The following is a 14,949-nucleotide window of genomic DNA, read 5'->3' as shown; positions in this document are numbered from 1 at the left end:
GTAACCCCGTTAGGATATAGTTTCGGTTGCCTTCCTTGCAAGCATAGTGCCAAACCTTGCCACTTAAACACTTTAATATTCATCTATATATATGCTTATCAACCGGTTACATATTTTGCCATTAATCCACCACACGCCTCAAGCTGGCACAAAGTATAAAACCCCTCACCCGCTTTTGGCTTAGTGCGCCAAAGCTGTGTATCTTTGAACGGGAGAACCATACCAGCTCATGAACTTAACACAACTTACTGCTATATCGCCGGTAGACGGCCGCTACCGCCGCCACACCGGCGACCTTTCCGCTTACTTTTCTGAATTTGGCCTGATCCGGTACCGGGTGCTGGTGGAGGTAGAATACTTTATTGCCTTGTGCGAACTGCCGCTCCCACAGCTGCAAGGCGTGGAGGCAGGTGTTTTTACCAGGCTGCGTGCCGTGTATGAGAACTTTTCGGAGGCGGATGCCCTGGAGATAAAGGAAACGGAGAAAACGACCAACCACGACGTGAAGGCAGTGGAGTACTTCCTGAAAGACCGGTTTGACCAACTGGGCCTGGAAGACCACAAAGAGTTCATTCACTTTGGGTTAACGTCGCAAGACGTGAACAACACCGCCATTCCGCTTTCGCTCCGGGAGGCGCACGAGCGCGTGCTGCTGCCTGTTTACGAGCAACTGCACCAAACGCTAGTGGCGCTGGCACAGCAGTGGAAAGACATTCCTATGCTGGCCCACACGCACGGACAACCGGCTTCTCCTACCCGCTTGGGAAAAGAAATCATGGTATTTGCCGAGCGCCTGGAGCTGCAGTTGGAGCTTTTGCGCCAGGTGCCCTTCTCGGCCAAGTTTGGTGGGGCCACCGGCAACTTTAACGCACACCATGTGGCCTACCCAAGTATAAACTGGCCTGATTTCGGCAATAATTTTGTGCAGCAGGTGCTGGGCCTGCGCCGCAGCCAGTACACCACCCAGATAGAACACTACGACAACCTGGCTGCCTATTTTGATGGCCTGAAACGCCTGAACACGATCCTACTCGACTTCTCGCGCGACGTGTGGCAGTATGTATCTATGGGTTACTTTAAGCAGAAGATAAAGGCAGGCGAAGTAGGATCATCGGCCATGCCGCACAAGGTAAACCCTATCGACTTCGAGAACGCGGAAGGCAATCTGGGCATCGCCAACGCACTGCTCGAGCACCTAGCGGCCAAACTGCCCATCTCCCGCCTGCAGCGCGACCTGACGGACTCTACCGTACTGCGTAATATTGGCGTGCCACTGGCGCATGCTCTGATTGCGTTGAAATCACTGGAGAAAGGCATTGGTAAGCTGGAGCTAAACGAAGCGGCCCTGCATGCGCACCTGGAGGATAACTGGGCCGTTGTGGCCGAGGGCATCCAGACGGTACTGCGCCGCGAGGGCTATCCGCAGCCCTATGAGGCGCTGAAGGAGCTAACGCGCAAGAATGAGAAAATGACCGAGGCACGTATCCATGACTTCATCGATACCCTTCAGGTAACGGACGCCATCAAACAGGAGTTAAAGCAGATATCCCCTTTCAACTACACAGGGGTAGACCTGGTATAAGCATAGCATCCAAACTGATTGCATAGAAACACCCGTGGATTATGGTTCACGGGTGTTTCTGCTTCTATACTTATACTTAAACCCGGTGGAATCGTAAATATGTGATAACAGCATATTTTCCACTTGGGAAGTAGTATAAATAAGAAAAGTCTTTTTGATACGTTACGAGGATAGGCCAGTGGGCGGGATGTATGCCGTGAACAAGCCTGGCCTTTTACATTTACGCTTAACCTCCCGCCGAAAACACGACTTCTGACCTGCCTGCGAGTATGTTCTTAGTAATATACTTGACGCAACGCATTTTATACTTAGTACCCGATTTACTGTGGCCCATGATAGCCGACAAGTTTGAAATAAGACAAGAACAGGAACGCCTGGAAGCACTCCGAAACTACGAGGTGCTGGACACCCCTGCTGAAGTTGACTTTGATGAACTGACGAGCCTGGCTTCGCAGATATGCGGCACGCCAATTTCCCTCATCAGCCTGATAGACGAAGACCGGCAGTGGTTTAAATCATCTGTGGGCCTGACAGTGCCGGAAACGCCGCGCAGATTTTCCTTTTGCCATCACGCCATTCAATACGACACTGTATTTGAGGTACAGAATACGCTGGAAGACAAGCGTTTTAACACCAACCCATTTGTTACAGGCGAACCAAAGGTGCGCTTTTACGCCGGCTCCCCGCTTATAAGCTCATCGGGCCATAAACTCGGCACGCTTTGCGTTATCGATACCATTCCGCGGCGGCTAACCCCGGAGCAAAAATATGCGCTGGAGATACTCTCAAAACAGGTGATCGCCAATATGGAGCTTCGGCGTGAGCGGCGGCGGCTGCTGCTGGAGAAACAGCAGTTGCAGGAGGCAAACGAGAAACTGGACCAGTTTGTAAGCATGGTGTCGCACGACCTGAAGGAGCCGATCATGAACATGCAGGCCCTGATAGAATGGCTGCAGGAAGACATGCAGGTGAAAGACTACGCCAACCTGGCAAGTAACCTGCACCTGCTCAAGGAACGCGCGGCCACCATGGAAAACCTGGTGTATGGCCTGCTGGAGTACTCACTGGTGCACGTGCAGGATATGCCTCGGGAGCAGGTAGACGTGCGGAAAATGGTGGAGCAGATCACGACCAGCCTAAACAGCACCAACAACTTTAAGGTAACGCTTTCCCCTGATTTGCCCTCTTTTGAAACAGAGCGCATTCTGCTACAGCAGGTATTTACCAACATATTGTCCAATGCCTTCAAATTCCATCATACCGGCAAAGGCCACATCCGTGTAGGAGTGCAGGAGGAGAATGACGAGAAGTATACCTTCTATGTGCAGGATGATGGACCAGGCATTGCACCACAGCACCACGAACGCATCTTCGGCATGTATGAGCGCTTGATCCGCGACAGCAGCAAAGTAAAAGGATCCGGCATCGGCCTGGCCACCGTAAAAAAAATTGTGCAGGACAAAGGTGGCCAAATCTGGATAGACTCTGACTTGGGCAAAGGCACCACGTTCTACTTTACCTGGGCCAAATAGTGTAAGGAACGGTTGCTGGTACTGCCGCTATTCCTCCGCGTGTACCCCTCGGGGCAGTTTCATTTTATGCTTTGGCATTCTGCAAATGGTCTTGTGGGTAGAGAACACTTCCCCCACCAATAGTCAAAACGCAATTTTACTTAACCAGGAAGAGCAACTGAACAACAAGCAATTTTCATCTCCCTAGTATTTCCACCTTCAGCGACACATCAAACAACAGCCGCAGAAAGCTCGTGCTCCAGAAAGTATTCCAGCGTGAATTTCTCGTGTGACGGAGCAGATGTGTTGTGACTCGTGCGCGTCTCCACCTCAAAATTGCCTTCGTTAAAGGGCCTGTAGAAGGCTTCGTTCTCCGGTGTGTAAGGCAACTGCTGGTACCTGACGCCGGCAGCGGCGGCAAGTTCGGCCATACTGTAGTCGCGCTCTCCCAACAGCACCTGTACCTGCTTCCCTTTTGTATCCTGCTTCTGCAGGTGCGATGCCGCCACGTGGGCTATTTCGTATGCCGAGATGTAAGGCAGTTTCAGGTCCGGGTGATAGGGCGTGTGCAGCCCCCAGTTCAGGTTTTCGAAAAAGTTGGCGCAGCGCAGGTGCAGCAGGTGCTGCGGCAAGCTGGCATTCAGCGCTTCCTCAAACGCTACTAAGCGCGTGGCTACGCCTCCTTTTCTGGTGATGCAGTTGCTGATGTTAAGTATAAACTTTACCGCTGTGCCCGCCAGCAAGTTCTTTAGCCGCGCTGCGGTGGCTGCAGGAGTTAGGAGGGCATTATCCGGAACCGTTAGAAAGAGGCTGGAGGCGTATGCCAGGGCCTGCTTCAAAAACGCATCGTCATCAAAGTCGCCTTCAAACAAAGTTGCGCGGCCTTCAAACTGCTGCAAACGGCTACGGCTGCGGCCAACTACCGCCACGTGCGCACCGCGTTCCAGCAATTCTTCCGCTATTTTTCCGCCCACGTTGCCGCCTGCGCCCAGTATTAATGTGTAGTGCTTCTTTTTCATAGTATTGTTTCGCGCCTTGTTGATGCGCGCAAAGTATAAAATCATACTTCAAAATAAAAGCACTCCTGAAATGCCGTGTTTGCCGCGTTTCAGGAGTGCTTTTAAGATGACTACGAGCTTTGGTCTACGCCTCTTTAACCTTCAGTTTAGATCAGGAACCTTATAGAAAAAAGCGCCGAAAACTTATTTTACAACGATTGCCCCACCTCAAAAGTAACGACCTGGCTGCCTGCCAAACCAGAGGTAGCTAGTCCCTGCACCACCATTACGTATTTTCCGGCCTGGTCAGAAGTATAGAAGCTAAGCGCTGCCTTGCCGTCAGCACCGGTCACGACTGTTGGCTGCCAGTGCAGCAGGTTTCTGAAATCAGGCAGGCGGCTGAGCTTCTGCTGTTCATTATCATAGGTGGGCGCGTAAAACTGACGCTGCAGTTGCAGGCCCTCGTACTCTACCAGCAGCGCCCGCGGGTTCAGCTTGAACCCGCCCAGATCGCCCTGGTAGGTAGTATAGCTCACGAGGCCCGGATAGGAATGAGGCCCCAGGAAATACTGGCTTGTAAATACCTCCAGCTTCCGCACTTTCAACGGATCGAAAGCCATAATTTTATCTATATCAAAAATGGGAACACCATCCAGCAGCACGAGCGGGTTACTATTGAAAATGCTGGAGTGCGGTGTATCGAATACCATAAAATGAAATTTGCCCTGGCGTAGCCGTACCTGCACACCCGGCACGTATTCGCGCATCACTTCCTCCATTACCTTAAAGCGGATGTAATCGTCCAGCAGGTAGGTTTGGTTAGCTTTCCCGTAGAAGGCAGTGCTATCAATGCCCGGGGCGTAAAACGCATTGAGTTTATCCGGGTAGTAAGTATAAGGAACCTGCAGCCCCACATGCCGCTGTGTCAGTTCCTGCCGCAGTCGCTCGGTTAGGTTAAGTGCTCCCAGCTTTGAGGTAGAAGCATGCTTTTCTGCAAAAGGGCTGAATATTTCAAAGTGATAGGTGCTGTCTCTCTGTAAATTGGACTGCATGATGAGTTCCTTGGTTCCATACAGGTCCTTCGTCTCAAACTGCACCCATCCGTTCACGTCGCTTATAGCCGGGTACAGCCGAATGTGCTTACTGGGAGAAGCGAGGTATGTGGTAATGCCCCGGGCATTGGCGCCTGTTGCCGCATCCGTAACCTTGCCCCGTATAACGTGGCCACCATACTCAGGCAGGTACTTATAGGTGGCATTTTGCTCCTGCAGCACATTCTCCCAATTAAACCGGCTCCAGCCGTGCGTGAGCATCAGGTTCTCTGTTGCTTCTTCTGCCTCGGGTCCGGTGGTTGTCAGGTAATACTCCGGCTGCTCTATTGTTCCTTTCAGGTCAGAAGTCAGCCACAGAAAAGTATGAATTCCGGTTTGCGTGGCGGCCTGCAGCGAGTCGAGCTTGTACACGGCAACCGAAAGGTCTGCCGCTACCGGCTGCCCTGCCTGCGCCTGTGTCTGGAGGCTCGTGGATACCTTTTCGCGTGTGCCATACAGGCGCTTATCGTTTTGCACCTCGATGGCCAACTGCTGCGCCGGGCGCTTAAAGTACAGGCGCTCGGCAACCGGCTTCTTTTTGCCGTTAAAGACTGTAAGGTGCGTAATGCCTTCTCCTAGTTTTTCTTTGTCAACCACAAAGGTGGCGTTCCCTTGCATCAGCCACATACCTTCAGCCACGCTAATCATTTGCCGGGCGTGCCCCAGCAAGTATACCTGCTCCGGCTGTGGGCCAAGGCCAACAGCAGAAACAGTGATTTTTAACTGCTTCGGGCTAAGTTCCTCCAGGTGTAAGCTATAGCCCTGGTCTTGTACCTGGGGTAGCTTCTGCCGCATCACCTGCCTGCCAGGCAGCTCGATGATGGCCGTGTACGTGGTGGCCGCAGCCGGTGTAAAGGTGAAGCTGCCCATGCCGAATTTGTGTGTACGCAACTGCGCTACCTCGTTTCCCGCTTCATCCACTACTTTCCCCGTAAAGCTGATGCCTTTGCCCGTTCTGTTATCCACAGCCTGAAAAGCGACTTTAGCAGGAATGTTCTGCACAAGATTTCCTCCCTCCGGAAAAAACTGAACACTGTGCGCCGCCACTGCCTGTGCCGGTACCGGCCCGAGTTTGTTAAAGGAGTTGACAATCGTGATGGGCGCATCGAAGTAAAATTCCGGATCAAAGTTCTTCATCCAGTTTGTATAGGCCCGCACCCTGTAGTTGCCTGATTTCAGTGTGAGGGGCAGCATGAGCGAACCGTTCCCCGTGCCGTTCTTCAACGCAATCTTACCCTGCAACACCGGCTGCAGCGCCTCATCCAGCACTTCTACATAAGCCACCTTACTCATGTCCAGCGGCTTGTGCAGGGTACCGTCGGTGGTGTATACTTTAAACCACATCGTTTCCCCGCACGCGTAAAACGGTCTGTCGAGGTGCAGGTACACTTTTTCCTGCAGCGCCTTACTGCGGTAAGCATCGAACAGCGGCAGGATGGTTTCCCCCAGTCCGGTCTGCGCCACTGCCTGTCCGCCCGCGGCAAGTATAAGCAGCGCAAGCAACAGCATAAAACGGCAGCTATTTAAAGCAGCCGTAGTGGCCGGTATGCGTGTATTCATCAGGTATCTTCTCATGTGTCGGTATTGCTTTACTGCCAGAAAAGGGGTCTTCTGGTGGTGCCGCGGAAACGGCAGTCTACGCAGCTAAGAGCAGCCCCAAAATAGCCAATAGGGAAAGGAGAGCTTCCATATATTTCATTTACCGGCACATAAAAGCCGCTCTCAAAGTATCTTGCCAAATCCCCAAAGGTTTCATCCGGAGGTGCTGGCAACACGGAGTCTAACTGGCAGTATGGTTGCAGTGGCCGCCACTCCCGCGGCAATTCCTCCCGGCTGATAAAAATACGTTTATCCTGCATCGTGGAGGCACTCACATAGCCAATCACAGGCTCCTCCGCATCGGATAGGTTGCGCACGTTACCTGTTAGCTGTGAAGGCAGCGGATCAAACAGTGTTCCAATGCTTTCGGTGTTCTTCTTCAGGGATTCCCAGTACTGGTATGCCTCGCGGGTAAGCGCATACTGCTTTACAAGTATGCTGTACTTAATGCGAAGCTTCTCGGAGTTGGAAGGCAGCAGCAGTATGGGCTCTTCAAAAATCACATCCTCGCTTAACCTGGTGGAGGTGCCTATTTCTATGGCTGTGGAGTAGTCAGTTCGCCAGCAGCGGTATGTCTGCTCGTCTTCGGGACCGCGTAGTACAACAGTTCCTGTAGCCGGATCATACTTATACAAGGCCTCGTAGGCCGCAGTAAAGGCCCAGGTTGCCTCATACTCCCAGCGGTAATAGCGCGTGTCGTTCTGTGGGTCGTGTGTGTTGACATAAATCTGCAGCCCTTCATTCACCACATCCCAACCCACGCCATCAATGGGCGGTGTTCGCTTTATGGCAACAAACTCTGAGGCATATTCACGCCCATTCTCCGTACGGATGTAGATCCGGTATTTTTTGTCCAGGTTCAGCCGAAGGCTATCGCTGGCGTAGGTGCCTAAATCAACCTCCGACATCACGTACTGCTCCCCCTGCTCCTCTTCCAGCAACAAGGTAGCCCCTGACTCCAGCAGCGGTGCTTTTGTATCGGCTATGTTCTGCGTGCGCGACAGCTTGATGGTGGTAACGCCAGTACCGTTGATGAAACCATCCACCACCAGGTACTGGTTGGGCGCCTGCAACACGTCCGGGGCATAGGGCTCCACACAGCCAAACAGCAGCAGGCAAAGGCAAAGTATACTTGTCAGACTTCTGATACGCATCTGCATTAAAATTTAAAGTTATAAGTGATGGTTGGGATAGGCTGCCCGAAGATGGACATCTTATACCCCCTGATTCTGCCTTCCTCCGACTTAAAGTAAATGGAGTAAGGGTTCTTACGCCCGGTCAGGTTGTAGACAGCCAGGGTCCAGGAGCTGTGCGCAAGCTTTTTGATTTTGTGGTTGCCCTCTATGTTCAGCGCCAGGTCCATGCGGAGGTAGTCCGGCACGCGGTAAGCGTTTCTGTCGGAGTAGTAAATGCGTTGGCTGTTGCCCATGGTGTACTTGGCAATGGGCAGCGTAATAGGCCGGCCGGTGCTGTAGGTAAAGTTTAGGGATGTACTGAAACGCTGGCTGAAACGGTAGTTGCTGATCATGGTGAAATCATGCGGCTTATCGAAGTTGCTTGGGTAGAAGTTTCCTCCGTTGATCTTCTCGCCGGTCTGGGCATCGTCCACGCGCACCAGCGTGCGGGAGTAAGTATAGCTCACCCAGCCATTCAGTTTGCCGGTTGCCTTTTTCAGCATCACCTCCACGCCATACGCCTTTCCCTCCGCACTGGCCACGTCTGTTTCGATGTGGTGGTTCATGATCAGAGAGGCCCCGCTCTTGTAGTCGAGGAAGTCCTGCATCCACTTGTAGTATCCCTCCACCGAGAGTTCCACGGTGTTGGCCCTGAAGTTACGGTAGTAACCCAACGCCACCTGGTCGCCCACCTGGGGCTTGATGTTCGAGTCGCTGAGCTTCCACACATCCGTTGGCGACATGGAGGTGGTGTTGGAAAGCATGTGGATGTATTGGCGCAGCCGGTTAAAGCTTAGTTTTACCGAGGAGTTGTCATTTAAACTATACCGTGCCGAAAGCCTGTACTCAGGGCCATGGTACGTGGCAAACGAGTCGCCTGCCCCGTAAACAGCTGTATCCTGAATAGTGCCTTCTGTTTTAGGCACTCCCGGCGCATACTGGTTCACCGTTCGCGGCCCCATGGCATTGAAGAACGAGTAACGCAGCCCCACCAGCACCGATAAGCGCGGCGTGATATCATATCTGTCCGATACGTAAAGGGCACTTTCCACAGCACGCTCTGTCTGCAGCTTATCGGGCATCACAAGTGATTCTGCGCTGTTTGGCGTCAGGGTGCCCGAGTTCACATTGTACAGTATAGAGCTTGCGCCAAAGTCGACTGTATGCTTGGAGGTTGGGAAGTAGCTGAAGTCCGCCTGCAGGTTCGATTGGTCTATGCCAAAGGTGAGTTTGGAGGCTGTAACAGGGTTCTTGTCACTAGCCATGTCATAGTCGTAGTGGCTGTACACCCCCGTGAACACACCGTACAGCTTGTTCTGGAAAATATGCTTCCACTTAAGGCTTGCCGCCTGGTTTGTGAAGCGGTACAGCGTGTCGGAGCCTAACTGAAACCTGTCCTTGCTTAGGTAACCGTTTAAGTAAAGCGTGTTTTTGTCATTTACCTCGTGGCTGATGTGGGCGTTGAGGTCATAGAAAGAGGCGGTGCTTTGGCTGTAGGTCTTATTTGGTATCTTCTTCAGCAGCCAGTCTGAATAGGTGCTGCGGCCACCGATGAGGAAAGAGGTTTTGTCTGTTTTGATCGGGCCTTCCAGCGTCAGCCTGCTAGTCAGTAAACCGATACCGCCCGCGCCTGAGATTTTCTTCTTGTTACCCTCACGGCTTGTCACCTCCAGCACCGACGACAGGCGCCCGCCATACTTGGCCGGGATGCCGCTTTTGTACAGCTCCACCGTCTTCAGGATATCCGGGTTGAAGGCAGAGAAGAAACCGAACAGGTGCGATGGGTTATAGATGGTGGCATCGTTGAAAAGCACCAGGTTCTGATCGGTGCTACCGCCGCGCACGTTCATGCCGGTACTGCCCTCGCCTACCGATTTCACGCCCGGCAACGTGAGCACGACGCGCAGGATATCTACCTCACCGAAGGCTGTGGGCACTTGTTTGATGGTGCGGATGTCTAGCTTCTCCACGCCCATCTGCAGCCCCGAAACGTTTTTGTCCTTCTCGGCCTCCACCAGTACTTCCTTCAAGGTTCGCACATCCTCGGCTATCTCGATATCGAGCTTGCCGTTGGAGTGGAGCATGATCTGGCGGCGGGTGTTCTGCAGGCCTATCGCTTTTACCTTTAACTCATGGCGACCAAGTGGCAACGTGAGGGAGTAGTAGCCAAACTCATCGGAGATCGTCCCGATGGTAGGTGACTCCACAAACACCGCTGCTCCGATAATTGCCTCTCCTGTTTTAGCATCGCGCAGGTGGCCCGCTATGTTTGCCTTACCTGTGGCGCCTTCTCTTTTTATGCCTATTTCATATAACTTCAGCTCCGAGCCTGCTGCTTTCTTCGTAACTTTTTCCTCCGCCCGCAGTTGCACACCGGCCAGTTGGGATTCACCCTCGGCTGTCGCCTCCTCACGCTCAAAAAATCCTTTCGGCAGCGCTACACTCAACTGCCTGCCCTTTGAAACGAACACCTGCTGCCTGGCATCAATGGCGAACTGAAAATCTGTTCCCGCAAAAGCCTGCCGCAGCACAGCAGGCAGTGCCTGCTCCTGTACCTTTAGGGTAATGGAAAGGCTATCCACAGCGGCGGCGTCAAAGTAAAAATGATAGCCAGTCTGGGCTTCCACCTGCCGGGCAAACTCCTCAAAGGTTGCGGACTGAAAGTTGCCACTGATCAGCGAAGGGTTGTTTTGCTGCGCCTGGCTCTGTAACGAACAACAGAATAGAACCAGGAAAGCTAATAGGGTGCGGTACAGGAAAATCATAGAGGTTTGTATTACAATGGGCACTCCGGCCGGGTTAGGTTGGGCAGGAGAATAGAGATTACTTGTCCTGCGGTTGCGCTGCGGCCAGGCTGTCGTAGTAGGTGACGATGGCAAGTATGGCGGCTTCTTTTTCTTTCCTGAACTTCAGCTGCTGCGAAGAGGCAAATTTCTTTAATTCCTTTTTTCTGTCTTCAAGCACCCTGTACACAGCCCGCTTGCTGCCTACCTGGTGATACACGCCGTCTTTCTTGATAAAGTATTTGTCAACATTTCTGAATTCGCCCTCCATGCCATCCTGTGTCGCCCGATCCTCCATCTGTTTAATCCGCTTCATCAGGAACTGTGTGTCGCCACTGTAAAGCAGATCATAAAAACCAGGCTGCAGCGCAGTTGCCCCGGCACTGTCCGGCTGGAGCCGCACGTACAGGTGGTCGTGCACCTGGAATGTATCTATCTTCGAACCAATCAGCTTCATTTTCAGGCCGGTGGTACTGTAGGGGATTATTACCTCATCCCGCACCAGATCATACAGTATGGGCACGTCCGTGTACCAGGTACCGTCGTAAAAAACGTGTCCGTTCTCAGCGGCGTTGGAAGCAAAGAACTGGTGCCCCTCAAAATAAGGAAGTTTGTAGTCGACGTATTCCGTTCCGTTGTAAAGCTGGGTTTGGGCACCAAGGGCCTTTTTGTACGCTGCCACCGCCTGTGCTTTGCTGCTTTGCAGAAAAGCAGTGTCTGCAGCGGCGCCTTGTGCAAAGGCTGAGCCAGCAGCAATAACGTAAAGCAATAGCGTTATGCCCCACAGGGCCTTACACGCTGATTTCAACCCACACATCTAGTATATTCTATATTAAATTTATTCTTGAGTAAGTTAAGTTTAATACCGAATATTCACAAATGTTATAACAATTATTCCGTGGAGAAAAGCATGGATGCCTTCCCGGCTTACGTAGCGGCAACGCTTATGAAGGAGGCCTGAGCAGGAAGTATAGCCTGTGCTTTGGTTTTGAAAGAAGCGGCAAGAACGGCTGTCCTGCTATAACTTGTCTACCAGCGCCTCTATCGCCTGCACAAAACGGCTCCAGCTAAAGCGCTTTTTATACTTGCTGCTATTGGCTGCAAGCACCGGGCCAGCCCCAGAAACATAGAACCGGCTGATGGCTGCGGCAATGGCTTTGGGCTCCGGCTCCACCACATAGCCCACTTCCCCATCCGGCACCAACTCCGGCAGGCCACCAACGCGCGTCACCACCATGGGCTTATCGAAGTGATAGGCCACCTGAGTAACGCCGCTTTGTGTGGCATGTTTATAGGGCTGCACCACCAGGTCGGCGGCGCAGAAGTAGTGGCGCACGGCCGCATTCGGAATAAACTCGGTGTGAAGTATGAGTTTGTCCTGCAGTTGCAGCTGTTCGATCTGTTGCAGGTAGGGTGCTGCATCCTCGTAAAACTCCCCGGCCACCAGCAGCTTTAGGTTTTGCAGCTCCTGCACCTCTGGCCGGGCCATCGCCTGCAGCAGCAGGTCAAGCCCTTTGTAGGCACGTATAAAGCCGAAAAAGAGCAGGTAGTTATACTTGGAATCAAGCCCCAGAGCAGCACAGGCAGCCTCTTTTGTTTCGGGCTCACCGAAATTATCGTACAGCGGATGCGGCAGGTAAATGCTTGGCTTCTTGGGCTCGAACCGCTCCAGGTCCTGCTGCACTGCACGCGACATAGTGATGAACCCGTGGCAGCCAGCCAGAAAATATTTGGTGAAGGGGACATCGCCGGGGCGCTTCTCATGCGGCACCACATTGTCGGTGATGGCAAGGATGCGGCTATACTTGTTTCGCCGGATGATGCGCGCCATCGTGCCCAACGCTGGCCCCATGAACGGCAGCCAGTACCTGAAAATAACCAGATCAGGCTTTTGCTTTCGGATATACTGCCCGGCGCGCCACCAGCTGATTGGGTTCACGGAGTTAATAAGCGATTGGATGCGCAGGCCTTCCGGTGCGGGTTCTGTGGTGAACTGGCTTTTGCCCGGAAAAAGAAAGCTGGGGTACTGCAGACTGAACGAGACAATCTCCACTTCATCGCCGGCTTCCTGGAAAGCATGCGCCAGCCGCTCGTTAAACGTGGCCATGCCGCCGCCCCGTAGCGGGTGCGCCGGGCCCACAATAATTACCCGCCTTGCCATTTACCTGTTCAGGGCGCCCACCCTGTCGCGGATCAGGTACTCGTTGCGCTTGTTGGAAGCCATGGAGATCATCTCGGCCAGAAAACCGGCCAAAAACAGCTGCACGCCAAGTATAACGGCCACGAGCGCCAGGAAGAACAGCGGCTGGTCCACGATGTCCCGCACGCGCACGCCCTGGTAAATCCCGAGCATCTTCTGCGCAATCAGCCAGATGGTAATACCCAGGCCCACCACAAACATCAGCGTGCCCATAGAACCGAAGAAGTGCATCGGGCGCTTTTTAAAGCGGCTGACAAAGGTGATAGAAAGCAGGTCGAGGAAGCCGTAAACAAAGCGCTCCAGGCCAAATTTGGTGGTGCCATACTTGCGTTCCTGGTGCTGCACCACTTTCTCCCCGATTTTGGTGAAGCCGTTCCACTTGGCGATAACCGGAATGTAACGGTGCATCTCGCCGTGCACCTCAATGCTCTTCACCAGCAACTGGCGGTAAGCTTTCAGGCCGCAGTTAAAGTCATGTAGCTGTATGCCGGACAGTTTGCGGGTGGCCCCATTAAAGAGTTTGGTGGGAATGGTTTTGCTTAGGGGATCAAAGCGTTTCTTTTTCCAGCCGCTTACCAGGTCGAACCGCTGGTTCTTGATCATGTCGTAAAGCCCCGGAATCTCCTCCGGGCTGTCCTGCAGGTCGGCGTCCATGGTAATTACCACCTCGCCTGAGCAGCGGCGAAAGCCCTCGTTAAGGGCAGCAGATTTACCGTAGTTGCGGTTAAAGCTGATGCCCTTAACCGCTTTGTCTTCCGCGCTTAAGGTATTTATCACGTCCCAGGAACGATCGGTGCTGCCGTCGTCCACAAGTATAACCTCATAAGAAAACTCGTTCGCATGCATCACACGTTTGATCCAGCGAACGAGTTCTGGAAGTGATTCCTCCTCGTTGAAAAGAGGAACTACTACCGAAATATCATAATTGTATTGCATGTTCTATTCAAACTCCGGCCGGTTTTTCTTCATGATAGCCGAAATGATAAGTGATAGGAGGAGGCCCATGAAGAGCCCACCGATAACTGCATTCGTCAACTGCTTCAGTGGTGTAAAACCTTCTGCCATCTGGTCGCGCTGCTGGTCCAGCATCTCCTCATCCAGGCCAAAACCGGCCATCTGTGCGACAGAAGCCTCAATCATCTTGTCGACAACGGAAGGATCAATGAAAGCGATGTAAATGTAAGAGAATATGCCCGAAATAATGCTGGCAATTACCATCACCACAATGCCTATGCCCAGGCCCTTGCCATACGACATGTAGCCGAAGTTGTGCTGCTTAAACTCCCGCATGGCCAGCACAATGCCTATTACGCCAATAGCCAGGGAAATTAAGAGATTAACAAAGAAGTTACCGAAATTGCCCGATATGTAGGTAAAGAGGCTGTACAGGATATAAAGTACTCCGGTCAGAGCGCCGTACTTCAGGGAAATCGGCCAAATGGAAGGCTCTTTTTCAGTCATGGTTGTTATGCTTTTAAGTTCAAAGTATGCTTATTTTCTGTAAAATACAGCTGCCACTACCGAAAACAGACTCCCTACTATCAACCTCCAAAGAAAAAAATCAGCTGCTTGCATGGATGGTGTTAAACTTCCCAGCGCATTATATACATTGTCGAACGACTCTTCCCCGATTATCTGAATTTGTTCTTCCCGCGTCTCGTCCAGCAACGCCTTCATTTCGGCGATGTGGTTCTGCAGAATCTCCGGCCCCACCAGGTGTATAAACAGGAACACAAGCATGGCAGCCGTCAAGGCATTGTAAAATGCCACCGAAAGTCCCACACGGGCGCCCTTGCCAAAACTTAGCTCCGCCTCGTTATAGCGCTTGTAGTACCGGATCGCCAGCACAATAAAAATGGGGATCGGCACATACGTCAGGCGGCCAATATCTCCGAAGGGATTGTACCCCATAAAGTAGATGGCGGCCACCAGCACAATGCTCACCAAGCCACAAAGCACGCCGTAGCGTATTCCAACCCTTACTATTGCCTGATTGAACATAGTATCTTC

General features: G+C 52.5%; 11 protein-coding genes. 2 read left to right on the top strand and 9 right to left on the bottom strand.

The features are described from left to right. Positions 1-229: 229 nt before the first annotated feature. Together purB and A0W33_RS13480 are read left to right on the top strand one after the other, a co-directional pair. On the top strand, positions 230-1,582 hold the full coding sequence (gene purB, locus A0W33_RS13485) for an adenylosuccinate lyase (RefSeq protein WP_068838683.1): 1,353 nt from the start codon (positions 230-232) through the stop codon (positions 1,580-1,582). A gap of 332 nt (positions 1,583-1,914) precedes the next feature. Continuing rightward, positions 1,915-3,114 carry a GAF domain-containing sensor histidine kinase gene (locus tag A0W33_RS13480; protein ID WP_068838682.1) on the top strand — a complete coding sequence of 400 codons (1,200 nt, stop codon included), beginning with the start codon at positions 1,915-1,917 and terminating at the stop codon, positions 3,112-3,114. 209 nt (positions 3,115-3,323) lie between these two features. On the opposite strand, the gene A0W33_RS13475 is transcribed toward A0W33_RS13480, so the two are convergent. The 9 genes from A0W33_RS13475 to A0W33_RS13435 form a co-directional block, all read right to left on the bottom strand. Beyond that, positions 3,324-4,112, bottom strand: a complete 789-nt coding sequence (locus A0W33_RS13475; protein WP_172798118.1) for an NmrA family NAD(P)-binding protein — start codon at positions 4,110-4,112, stop codon at positions 3,324-3,326. 188 nt (positions 4,113-4,300) lie between these two features. Beyond that, on the bottom strand, positions 4,301-6,757 hold the full coding sequence (locus A0W33_RS13470) for a hypothetical protein (protein ID WP_139237238.1): 2,457 nt from the start codon (positions 6,755-6,757) through the stop codon (positions 4,301-4,303). Positions 6,758-6,771: 14 nt separating this feature from the next. Next, positions 6,772-7,935, bottom strand: coding sequence for a DUF4249 domain-containing protein (locus A0W33_RS13465; protein ID WP_074937278.1), 1,164 nt, complete (start codon positions 7,933-7,935; stop codon positions 6,772-6,774). Between the two features lie 5 nt (positions 7,936-7,940). Continuing rightward, on the bottom strand, positions 7,941-10,721 hold the full coding sequence (locus A0W33_RS13460; protein WP_068838678.1) for a TonB-dependent receptor: 2,781 nt from the start codon (positions 10,719-10,721) through the stop codon (positions 7,941-7,943). A gap of 58 nt (positions 10,722-10,779) precedes the next feature. Continuing rightward, positions 10,780-11,547 (bottom strand): hypothetical protein, encoded by a 768-nt coding sequence (locus tag A0W33_RS13455; RefSeq protein ID WP_139237239.1) that lies wholly within the window; start codon positions 11,545-11,547, stop codon positions 10,780-10,782. Positions 11,548-11,757: 210 nt separating this feature from the next. Further along, entirely contained in the window at positions 11,758-12,900 is a 1,143-nt protein-coding gene (locus A0W33_RS13450; RefSeq protein ID WP_068838676.1) for a glycosyltransferase, read from the bottom strand. After that, positions 12,901-13,875, bottom strand: coding sequence for a glycosyltransferase family 2 protein (locus A0W33_RS13445; RefSeq protein WP_068838675.1), 975 nt, complete (start codon positions 13,873-13,875; stop codon positions 12,901-12,903). It abuts the gene before it with no gap. Positions 13,876-13,878: 3 nt separating this feature from the next. Then, a complete protein-coding gene (locus A0W33_RS13440) occupies positions 13,879-14,400 on the bottom strand; it encodes a DUF4199 domain-containing protein (protein WP_068838674.1) in 522 nt (173 codons plus the stop codon). Between the two features lie 30 nt (positions 14,401-14,430). Beyond that, complete coding sequence (locus A0W33_RS13435) at positions 14,431-14,940, bottom strand: DUF4199 domain-containing protein (protein WP_068838673.1); 510 nt, start codon at positions 14,938-14,940, stop codon at positions 14,431-14,433. Positions 14,941-14,949 lie beyond the last annotated feature (9 nt).

Origin of the sequence: Pontibacter akesuensis, assembly GCF_001611675.1 — a bacterium.
In the GTDB taxonomy this organism is placed as follows: domain Bacteria; phylum Bacteroidota; class Bacteroidia; order Cytophagales; family Hymenobacteraceae; genus Pontibacter; species Pontibacter akesuensis.
Note: the sequence above shows the minus strand (reverse complement) of the source record. Positions and strands in the feature narration are given on the sequence as shown.